Origin of the sequence: Sphingorhabdus sp. (assembly GCF_040079335.1) — a bacterium.
Lineage (GTDB): Bacteria > Pseudomonadota > Alphaproteobacteria > Sphingomonadales > Sphingomonadaceae > Sphingorhabdus_B.
The window spans coordinates 1-1,800 of sequence record NZ_JBEBKL010000130.1; the positions used below are offsets into that span (position 1 = coordinate 1).

A 1,800-nucleotide genomic window follows, 5' to 3' on the forward strand; every position below is an offset into this window, starting at 1 on the left:
GCGCGCCGCCGCATCGGGGAATGTCATGCGCATGGTCATCAGCGTGCCGGCGCCGTCGGCTTCAAATCGCGTCTCGACCTGGTATTCCGGCGTCGGGTCGGGTCAATACATGCGTTCCACATGCACAATGCGGCTAAATGGCTCAAGCACGATGAATTCGCCGGTCTGATAGAAGCCGCCACCCTTGCCGTCAGACCATTCGTAAGGGATTTTACCACCGGGACGCGCCTCGCAGTTGCAAACAGGCATGCTCGGTCCGTTCCACTTCGCGCGTTCGGAAATGCTGGGATCGGTTCCGAGGATGACATTGCGAAGAGCCCACGATCTCATTCATCGGCGGATGCTCCAACGCCGCCAAAAGATCGTCGACAGTCGCGGGCGTCGGCGGGAGCGCCTTGTTGGGCGACACGCTCATAACTACTTACTCCTTCTTTCAATAAGACAGAATCCGTGACCAAAAGGGTCGCTACAAAACGCCACTGACCCGTGTTCTGAATTCGCCTCGAAGAATTGTTCTTGCTTTCCGCCTGCAGCTATGACGCGTGCCAGAGTCGCCTTAAAATCATCTACATGGATGTCCACGTGTATGGGGGTCCAGTGACGTTCGTAGCGGCGCGTTTCCTGAGTGTAGGGGGAGGGACCCGAACCCGGTACCCTTTCAAGCAAGCAGATTTTGGCCTCTCCAGATCGGAGTACCACGATGCCGGGGACAGGCTCGGCCACCTTGGAGAATCCGAACGCGCTGGAATAGAACTTGATGCCGTCCGCCATGCTCGGCACATCGATGCTGATTGATACTGAGATCATGCTTTGCTCCTTGCATCATAATGTGAATTTAGGTTCCGATGGCAGGTGTTAAGTGCATTCCTCTCCCTATTGCTTAGGCCGCCGTCGCCTGATTTGATGCAAACCATGGTTCATCTCCTTGGGTGTGTGGGTGTGATTGCGCTTTAGTTCATGGACTCGAGGCGCACGTAGCTCGCTTCCATGCCGTGCTCCATGCCGGTCGCGAGCATCGCGGCGCGCGAGGCGGCGTCGGGGAGCGTCATGCGCATGGTCATCAGCGTGCCGGCGCCGTCGGCCTCGAAGCGCGTCTCGATGCGGTTGTCGGGCGTGACGTCCGGCACATGCATCCGCTCCACATGCACAAGGCGGCTGAACGGCTCCACCGCGATGAACTCGCCGGTGAGATGGAAACCGCCGCCTTTGCCGTCAGCCCATTCGTAGCGGATTCTACCGCCGGGACGCGCCTCGCAAATGCAAGCGGGCATCGTCCAGCCCTCGGGTCCGAGCATCCACTTCTGGATGAGCTTCGGCTCGGTGTGGGCGCGATAGACGGCCTCGGGCGAAGCGGCAAAGCGCCGGACAACGACGACGTGCCGGTCGCCTTCGGTCTTCAGCGTCAACTTGCTCATCGTCTTGCCTTTCGGTTCTTGGTTTTCATTCCGGCCAGCACTGCGTCGAGCCGGTCGTAATTCGCGGCCAGCGACTGACGCAACGTGTCGCGCCACTGATCGATTTCGGAGATGGCGCCTTCGACCCAACGCAAGATCAATCCGGCCTCTTCTAGCACCTTCAAATGGCGCGACACCGCAGGCTGTGACATCTCGAAGGGCGCGGCCAACTCCATCACCGTCGTTGACGCATCCAATTGCGCTGATCGCGATACTCCTGAAGCAAGGCGCTGATCAAGCCGAGACCTGGATCTGGGTTTCGACCGTCGGCCAGCCTTCGCAATTGTTGATATTGCCAATGTAACGCTCCAAACCCGTTGATCGCGCGTATGATTGTGGATGGCGA

The 1,800-nt window shown here is 58.9% G+C and carries 4 protein-coding genes; all 4 read right to left on the reverse strand.

Features of this window, described 5'->3' with window-relative positions; genetic code table 11:
* Window positions 1-102 precede the first annotated feature (102 nt).
* The 4 genes from ABL922_RS14790 to ABL922_RS14805 all read right to left on the reverse strand — a co-directional run bounded on the left by ABL922_RS14790 (window position 103) and on the right by ABL922_RS14805 (window position 1,753).
* A complete protein-coding gene (locus tag ABL922_RS14790; protein ID WP_349024971.1) occupies window positions 103-330 on the reverse strand; it encodes a hypothetical protein in 228 nt (75 codons plus the stop codon).
* Between the two features lie 87 nt (window positions 331-417).
* Window positions 418-807, reverse strand: a complete 390-nt coding sequence (locus ABL922_RS14795; protein ID WP_349024972.1) for a VOC family protein — start codon at window positions 805-807, stop codon at window positions 418-420.
* A 143-nt stretch (window positions 808-950) separates the two neighbouring features.
* A complete protein-coding gene (locus tag ABL922_RS14800; protein ID WP_349024973.1) occupies window positions 951-1,415 on the reverse strand; it encodes an SRPBCC domain-containing protein in 465 nt (154 codons plus the stop codon).
* Window positions 1,412-1,753: an ArsR family transcriptional regulator gene (locus ABL922_RS14805; RefSeq protein ID WP_349024974.1), complete on the reverse strand. Its 342-nt coding sequence runs from the start codon at window positions 1,751-1,753 to the stop codon at window positions 1,412-1,414. Before ABL922_RS14805 ends, ABL922_RS14800 begins: the two co-directional genes overlap by 4 nt.
* Window positions 1,754-1,800: the final 47 nt, after the last annotated feature.

Bases quoted from the DNA above. Each gene is read 5' to 3' on its own strand.
- ABL922_RS14790 (WP_349024971.1), bottom strand. From the start codon at position 330: ATGAGATCGTGGGCTCTTCGCAATGTCATCCTCGGAACCGATCCCAGC.
- ABL922_RS14800 (WP_349024973.1), bottom strand. From the start codon at position 1,415: ATGAGCAAGTTGACGCTGAAGACCGAAGGCGACCGGCACGTCGTCGTT.
- ABL922_RS14795 (WP_349024972.1), bottom strand. From the start codon at position 807: ATGATCTCAGTATCAATCAGCATCGATGTGCCGAGCATGGCGGACGGC.